Raw genomic sequence first — 6,624 nt, 5'->3', positions numbered from 1 at the left:
AGCAACCCACCACCCGACTCGCCCCCACCCCCAACCTAAGTGTAATTGTAACTCAAGAATACATATCTAATATAAAGACCCGTAGAAAACAAACCTAAATGGAGACAAGTATGAACACAAGACCGACCAATGCGCCCATGCCGCTCTCGGGTGGCCGATGGGCAAGAGCCGCGCTCAGCCTGTGGCTCGTGGTGCTCGCCGTCTCGGGTGTCAAGGCGCAGACCGAGAACGCCGTGCCCACGCCCCCGCGCGACAGCAACCAGGAGCTGCGCACCCATACCTGGAGCGTCTATGCCCAGGGGGGACTGTCGTGGGCCACTGGAGTGTGGTACTCCAACCACGATGCCAAGAAGAGTTACAAACTGGCGCCCGCCGTGGGTGGCGGTGTCGACTTCACCATCCGACCCTGGGTGCGTGTTGGCGCCGACTACCTCTGGATGCGCTACCGCCGAGAGCAGCGTTTCTCGGTGCTCGACCAGACCGCGTCGCCCACCAAGACCTATGGCAACTATCTCATGAACACACACAATGCGAAGCTCGGCGTGCAGTTCAACCTCATGGAGCTGTGGAGCACACGCAAGGCGCAGTGGCTCAACATCTGGGTGGGCACCGGCATCGGTGGAACCCTCGCCCGTGGCACTGAGTACGGCATGTGGGTGGGCAACACCATCACCCAGGGTACCACCACCACGCCCGTCACCAGCGACATCAGCATCAGCAACGACGCCACCGTGACCGTCACCGGCAATGTGCTGGCTGCCAACCGCCACGAGAAGTTCCGCAAGCTCTACATCCCCGCCACGCTGCACATCGAGGCCGACGTGAGCCGACGCTTCACCCTGGGCGTGAAGGGCGAGATGGACTGGCTGCTCAACCGGCAGGACATCGCCCCCAAGCACTACATCTACGCCCTCGCCACCGTGCGCTACAACTTCGTGCAGAGCCGCGCACGCAAGTTGCGCGACTTCTACGGCAACGAGATGAGCGCGCTCAACGACCGCAACAACGCCCTGCGCCAGGAAGCAGCCGATGCCAAGGCACGCGCCGACCGCGAAGCCTATCTGCGAGAGCGGGCAGAGCAGGACAAGGCGGGCCTGAAGCGACAGCTCGACGACTGCGAGCGCAGCCGCCAGACCGCTGTCGAGGAGCAGGGACACTATGTACAGTTCGCGCACAACAGCTCGACCTTGAGCCGTGAAGAGACCATCCGTCTGCGTGCCTTTGCCCGCAGCGTCAGGGGCACCCGGCTCGCCATCGTCGCCGAGGCCAGCACGCCCGGCACCGCCGAGTACAACCAGGCCATCTCCGAGCGCCGCCTCAAGCGCGTGGTCAAGGTGCTGCTCAAGGAGGGCTTTGCCCCCGAAGACCTGCACCCGCAGACCGCCATCGGCGCACAGAACGGCAAGGCCAACTATGAGGGCCGCAGAGTGACTATCACCATAAAGAAAAAGAAGTAGAATATAAACCCAAAAACACAAATAACTATGAGAGTATTGAAATCTATCATGTTGGCCGGCGCCATGCTGCTGGCAACACCCGTCTTCTTCAGCTCCTGCGAGGAAGACGCGACAAACCTGAAGTACAAGATGGAGGTAACCGTGGTCAACGACTTCACCAAGGTAGTGGAGGCCATCAACAACGGAGCCCTCAAGAACGAGCAGGCCATCAACCAGCTCAAGCAGGCCATCGACCAGATGAACGCCGACCAGAAGACCAAGATGCAGGCGATCATCGCCGCCATCAATGCGGTCAACAACACCCTCGACACCAAGCTCGCCGTCATCGAGGCTGCCATCAAGGCGCAGACCCTCTCCATGGACAGCAAGATGGAACTCCTCAAGGGCGTCATCGAGGCACAGTCTGCCTCTCTCGAACTCAAGTTGGGTGCCATCGAGACCGCTATGAAGGAGCAGACCCTCACACTCGAGGCTAAGATGGACCTCATCCACGACATCATCGGCGACCAGACCGCTGCGCTCGAGCTCAAGATAGGGGCCATCGAGGCTGCCATCAAGGCGCAGACCCTCTCCATGGAGGCAAAGATGGACCTTATCCACGACATCATCACCGCGCAGACCTCTGCCCTCGAGATCAAGCTCGCCGCCATCGAGACTGCCATGAAGGAAGAGTCGATAGCCCTGGCAGACAAGCTCGCGCTCGTCGAGAAGGCCATCAAGGACCAGACCACCAACTTCGACACCAAGATGGAGCTGCTCACCACAGCCATCACCAGCATGCCCGACTATAGCGCCAAGCTCGCTGCCATCGAGACTGCCATCAACAGTGTGCCCGACTACTCTACCCAGCTCGCTGCCATCAAGGCTGTGATGAATGGCATCAACACCACGCTCACCGACAAGCTGGCGCTGCTCGAGGGTATCAACGACGCCATCACCGACAATGCTGCCAAGCTCGCAGCCATCAAGGCGGTCATCGACGCGCTGCCCGACTACAGTACCGCGTTTGCCAGCATCAAGACCGAGATAGCCAACCTGCTGCAGGCTGTCAAGGACGGCACCACCAGCACCGAGACTGCACTGGCTGCCATAGCCGCCAAAATCGAGGAGATGAAGGCTGCCGGCGGAGTAAGCGGCGGAGGCACCACAGGTGGTGGCACTGGCACAGAGAAGATTGTCCCGAAGGGCTTTGTAGACCTCGGTCTGCCCAGCGGACTGCTGTGGGCGAAATGCAACATCGGCGCTGCCACTGAGAATGAAACCGGCGGCTACTTTTCTTGGGGTGAGACTGCTCCTAAGACGAAATTTGGCTACGGTAAATACAAATTCTGGAATGGTTCTACGTTCACCAAGTACAACTGGAGTGACAATCTGATGGAACTCCAGCCCGAAGATGACGCTGCCACCGTCATTCTCGGTCCCTGGTGTCATACGCCGACCAAAGCTGAATGGGAAGAACTGATTGAGAAATGCACCTGGGAAGCCACGAAGGTGACGATGCCGGGGACAACTGAGCCTGTAGTGGCATACTGGAAGGTGACAGGACCCAACGGAAACCATATCATCTTGCCTTCCACTGGATATTACTGGGATGATGGTTTACATTTTAGCTGGTCTTTCTATTATTCATCTACATTGAAAGAGGTGGACACTGTCTGTTCATTAGGATGGGACCATAGTGGGGTAACTGAAGAACTTGGTGTCTCGTATGATCATCCCACAATAGCAAGGGGTTCCCGCAAGGCTGGCTACGTGATACGTGCCGTGTGCAGCACCAAGTAAGCTGACATGAGAGAATGGTAATATAATATAGGTATAAGTCATTCCCGCCGGCCCCGGTGCTGGCGGGGGTGCAAACGACAAAACAGAATACAAGATGAAAGCAATACTGAACAACCCGCTCATCACGCTATGCAGTGGCAGATGGGCAAGAATAGGGCTCAGCCTGATGCTCACTTCGCTTGCAGTGGTCGGCGCCAACGCGCAGACAGCGGGCGAGGGCGTGGCACAACCGCCGCGCGACAGCAACCAGGAGCTGCGCACCCATACCTGGAGCGTCTATGCCCAGGGTGGACTGTCGTGGGCCACGGGAGTGTGGTACTCCAACCACGATGCCAAGAAGAGTTACAAACTGGCGCCCGCCGTGGGTGGCGGTGTCGACTTCACCATCCGCCCCTGGGTGCGTGTTGGCGCCGACTACCTCTGGATGCGCTACCGCCGTGAGCAGCGCTTCTCGGTGCTCGACCAGACCGCGTCGCCCGCCAAGACCTATGGCAACTATCTCATGAACACACACAACGCGAAGCTCGGCGTGCAGTTCAACTTCATGGAGCTGTGGAGCACACGCAAGGCGCAGTGGCTCAACATCTGGGTGGGCACCGGCATCGGTGGAACCCTCGCCCGTGGCACTGAGTACGGCATGTGGGTGGGCAACACCATCACCCAGGGTACCACCACCACGCCCGTCACCAGCGACATCAGCATCAGCAACGACGCCACCGTGACCGTCACCGGCAATGTGCTGGCTGCCAACCGCCACGAGAAGTTCCGCAAGCTCTACATCCCCGCCACGCTGCACGTCGAGGCCGACGTGAGCCGACGCTTCACCCTGGGCGTGAAGGGCGAGATGGACTGGCTGCTCAACCGGCAGGACATCGCTCCCAAGCACTACATCTACGCCCTCGCCACCGTGCGCTACAACTTTGTGCAGAGCCGCGCACGCAAGTTGCGCGACTTCTACGGCAACGAGATGAGCGCACTCAACGACCGCAACAACGCCCTGCGCCAGGAAGCAGACGATGCCAAGGCACGCGCCGACCGCGAAGCCTATCTGCGAGAGCAGGCCGAGCAGGACAAGGCGGGCCTGAAGCGACAGCTCGACGACTGCGAGCGCAGCCGCCAGACCGCTGTCGAGGAGCCGGGACACTATGTACAGTTCGCGCACAACAGCTCGGCCATGAGCCGTGAAGAGACCGACCGCCTGCGTGCCTTTGCCCGCAGTGTCAGGGGCTCCCGACTCACCATCGTCGCCGAAGCCAGCACGCCCGGCACGGCCGAGTACAACCAGGCCATCTCCGAGCGCCGCCTCAAGCGCGTGGTCAAGGTGCTGCTCAAGGAGGGCTTTGCCCCCGAAGACCTGCACCCGCAGACCGCCATCGGCGCACAGAACGGCAAGGCCAACTATGAGGGCCGCAGAGTAACCATCACCGTAAAGAAATAACAAAACTAAAAACACATACAACTATGAGAGTAATGAAATCTATCCTGTTGGCCGGCGCGCTGCTGCTGGCAACACCAGTGTTCTTCAGTGCATGTCAGGAAGACGCTCCCGAAATAGACTATGAGATGAAAGTCACGGTGGTCAACGACTTCACCAAGGTGGTCGAGGCCATCAACAACGGCGCCCTCAAGAACGAGCAGGCCATCAACCAGCTCAAGCAGGCCATCGACCAGATGAATGCCGACCAGCAGACCAAGTTGCAGGCGATCATCGACGCCGTCAACGCTGTCAACAACACGCTCGACGCCAAACTCGCCGTCATCGAGGCTGCCATCAAGGCGCAGACCCTCTCCATGGAGGCTAAGATGGAACTCCTCAAGGGCGTAATAGCCGCCCAGACCACCTCGCTCGAGACCAAGTTGGGCGCCATCGAGACTGCCATCAAGGCGCAGACACTCTCGGTAGAGGCTAAGATGGACCTTATCCACGACATCATCGACGCCCAGACCACCGCCCTCGAGCTCAAGATAGCTGCCATCGAGGCTGCCGTCAAGGCGCAGACCCTCTCGATGGAGGCAAAGATGGACCTCATCCACGACATCATCGCCTCGCAGACCTCTGCCCTCGAGCTCAAGCTCGCCGCCATCGAGACTGCCATGAAGGAAGAGTCGATAGCCCTGGCAGACAAGCTCGCACTCATCGAGAAGGCCATCAAGGACCAGGCCACAAACTTCGACACCAAGATGGAGCTGCTCACCACTGCCGTAACCAGCATACCCGACTATAGAGACAAGCTGGCTGCCATCGAGACTGCCATCAACAATGTGCCCGACTATGCTACCCAGCTCGCTGCCATCGAGGCGGTGTTGAGCAATGTCAACAGCACGCTAACCGACAAGCTGGCGCTGCTCGAGTCTATCGAGACTGCCATCACCGAAAGCGGCAACAAGCTCGCAGCCATCAAGGCGGTCATCGACGCGCTGCCCGACTACACTGACGAGTTTACCAACATCAAGGCCGAGATAGCCAACCTGCTGCAGGCTGTCAAGGACGGCACCACCAGCAAGGAGGCTGCCATAGCTGCCATAGCTGCCAAAATCGAGGAGCTCAAGGCTGCCGGTGGCATCACCGGCGGAGGCACCACAGGTGGTGGCACTGCCACAGAGACCATGGAGTATGTAGACCTCGGACTGCCAAGTGGAAAGAAGTGGTCGAAGAAATACCTCGGCGCCGAGACCGCTACAGATAAAGGCGACTACTATGCCTGGGGCGAGACCTCGCCTAAGAGTCCTGGACACTTTGACTTTACGAAGGAGAATTACAAACTGCTTGACGGCGCTTGGGGAGATTTCAGAAGATATAATAAGAAAGACGGCTGGAAACAGCTCATACCTTACGATGACGCAGCCACAGCAAGGCTCGGCGACAAATGGCATATCCCCACAGAGACAGAGGTACAGGAATTGCTTGATTATTGTACAGCTAAGGAGATAACGATGAACGGGAAGGCTGGCATTGCGCTGGTATCTAAGATTAACAACAACTACATCTTCTTCAGAAATAATGGTCTTGTATCCTTTGACAAATGGTATGGTACTGCCCGGTTCGTTTGTTGGACGGCAGACTTATTCATAGGGGATGTCCAACATGCTACGTATTGCAGGATTTATATAGATGGAGATAACATCGTAACTGATACATGGCACACCTTACGTTCCGATGGAATGAATATCCGCCCAATATACTATTAAGCATAGCCGCATCAATACATTTTTCATAATTAACCCATAGGTCGTTCCCGTCAGTCCAAGTGCTGGCGGGAATGATTGTGTTTAGGGTAAGCACCACAGAGAGGCCCCCCCCCACCCAAAAAGCCCCTCCCCACCCCCCCCCAGGGGGAGGGCGTCCCCCCAAACCGCCTCAAACACAGCAAGAATGGACTCCCGC

Annotated in this window: 4 protein-coding genes; all 4 read left to right on the top strand. The window is 58.2% G+C overall.

What is annotated here, in order from left to right:
* Positions 1-110 precede the first annotated feature (110 nt).
* The 4 genes from CIK95_RS08115 to CIK95_RS08100 all read left to right on the top strand — a co-directional run bounded on the left by CIK95_RS08115 (position 111) and on the right by CIK95_RS08100 (position 6,428).
* Positions 111-1,457, top strand: a complete 1,347-nt coding sequence (locus tag CIK95_RS08115; protein WP_094466752.1) for an OmpA family protein — start codon at positions 111-113, stop codon at positions 1,455-1,457.
* Positions 1,458-1,484: 27 nt separating this feature from the next.
* Positions 1,485-3,239 (top strand): hypothetical protein, encoded by a 1,755-nt coding sequence (locus CIK95_RS08110; protein ID WP_144007782.1) that lies wholly within the window; start codon positions 1,485-1,487, stop codon positions 3,237-3,239.
* A gap of 94 nt (positions 3,240-3,333) precedes the next feature.
* Positions 3,334-4,677 (top strand): OmpA family protein, encoded by a 1,344-nt coding sequence (locus tag CIK95_RS08105; RefSeq protein WP_094466750.1) that lies wholly within the window; start codon positions 3,334-3,336, stop codon positions 4,675-4,677.
* Between the two features lie 23 nt (positions 4,678-4,700).
* Positions 4,701-6,428 (top strand): hypothetical protein, encoded by a 1,728-nt coding sequence (locus tag CIK95_RS08100; protein WP_144007781.1) that lies wholly within the window; start codon positions 4,701-4,703, stop codon positions 6,426-6,428.
* Positions 6,429-6,624: the final 196 nt, after the last annotated feature.

Source organism: Prevotella sp. P5-108, from assembly GCF_002251385.1.
Classification (GTDB): domain Bacteria; phylum Bacteroidota; class Bacteroidia; order Bacteroidales; family Bacteroidaceae; genus Prevotella.
Note: the sequence above shows the minus strand (reverse complement) of the source record. Positions and strands in the feature narration are given on the sequence as shown.

Coding starts and splice junctions, on each gene's coding strand:
- CIK95_RS08115 (WP_094466752.1), top strand. CDS start 111: ATGAACACAAGACCGACCAATGCGCCCATGCCGCTCTCGGGTGGCCGA.
- CIK95_RS08110 (WP_144007782.1), top strand. CDS start 1,485: ATGAGAGTATTGAAATCTATCATGTTGGCCGGCGCCATGCTGCTGGCA.
- CIK95_RS08105 (WP_094466750.1), top strand. CDS start 3,334: ATGAAAGCAATACTGAACAACCCGCTCATCACGCTATGCAGTGGCAGA.
- CIK95_RS08100 (WP_144007781.1), top strand. CDS start 4,701: ATGAGAGTAATGAAATCTATCCTGTTGGCCGGCGCGCTGCTGCTGGCA.